This is a genomic window from Kitasatospora sp. NPDC091257, assembly GCF_044757675.1.
GTDB classification, from domain to species: Bacteria; Actinomycetota; Actinomycetes; order Streptomycetales; family Streptomycetaceae; genus Kitasatospora; species Kitasatospora lactacystinica.
Map to the genome: position 1 here is coordinate 1 of NZ_JBIVVI010001887.1, position 1,058 is coordinate 1,058.

Sequence of the window (1,058 nt, forward strand, 5' to 3'; positions counted from 1 at the left end):
CCCCCCACCTGCGCCTCAGCTACGCCGCGGCCGAGAGCCCCGCCCAGGTCGCCGAGGGCGTCCACCGCCTGCGGCTCGCGTACGAGGAGGAGACGGGCTGACCCCGGACGGCGGCGCGCTACCGCCCGTGGCCCGCCATCCGCTCCAGGCGGGCGACCCGCTCGGCCATCGGCGGGTGGGTGGAGAAGAGCCTCGCGCCGGCCTCGCCGGGACGGAAGGGGCTGGCGATCATCATGTGGCTCGCGGTCTGGAGCTGCGGCTCGGGCGGGAGCGGCAGCCGGCGGGTGCCGGCGTCCAGCTTCCGCAGGGCGCTCGCGAGGGCGAGCGGGTCGCCGGTGATCCGGGCGCCGTCGGCGTCGGCCTGGTACTCGCGGGAGCGGCTGACCGCCATCTGGATCAGTCCGGCCGCGAGCGGGCCGAGGATCATGATGGCGAGCATCCCGAACAGCCCCGGGCCGTCGTCGTCCTCGCTGCGCCCGAACGGGATCAGCCACGCGAAGTTCACCAGGAACATCACCACCGAGGCGAGCGCCCCGGCCACCGAGGAGATCAGGATGTCCCGGTTGTAGACGTGGCTCAGCTCGTGCCCGAGCACGCCCCGCAGCTCGCGTTCGTCCAGGATCCGCAGGATGCCCTCGGTGCAGCAGACCGCCGCGTTGCGCGGGTTGCGGCCGGTGGCGAAGGCGTTGGGCGCGGGGGTCGGGGAGATGTAGAGGCGGGGCATCGGCTGGCGGGCGGCGGTGGAGAGCTCGCGGACGATCCGGTACAGCTGGGGCGCCTCGAACTCGCTGACCGGCCGGGCCCGCATGGCCCGCAGCGCGAGCTTGTCGCTGTTCCAGTACGCGTAGGCGTTGGTCCCGAGGGCGACCAGCAGGGCGATCACGAAGCCGGTGCGACCGAAGAGGCTTCCGATCACCAGGATCAGCGCCGAGAGGCCGCCGAGCAGGACGGCGGTCCTCAGTCCGTTGTGCCGGCTGTGCACGTCAGGCCCTCCAGTGGTGCGGTGGGGAAGCCCTTTCTGCCTCGTCCCTCGTGCCCGGTCAACGGGCGGGGCCGAG

Annotated in this window: 1 protein-coding gene; it reads right to left on the reverse strand. The window is 73.5% G+C overall.

The annotated features are described in order from the left end of the window. Positions 1–118: 118 nt before the first annotated feature. Positions 119–982: a zinc metalloprotease HtpX gene (gene htpX / locus ACIQOV_RS42685; RefSeq protein ID WP_359897577.1), complete on the reverse strand. Its 864-nt coding sequence runs from the start codon at positions 980–982 to the stop codon at positions 119–121. Between the last annotated feature and the right edge of the window lie 76 nt (positions 983–1,058).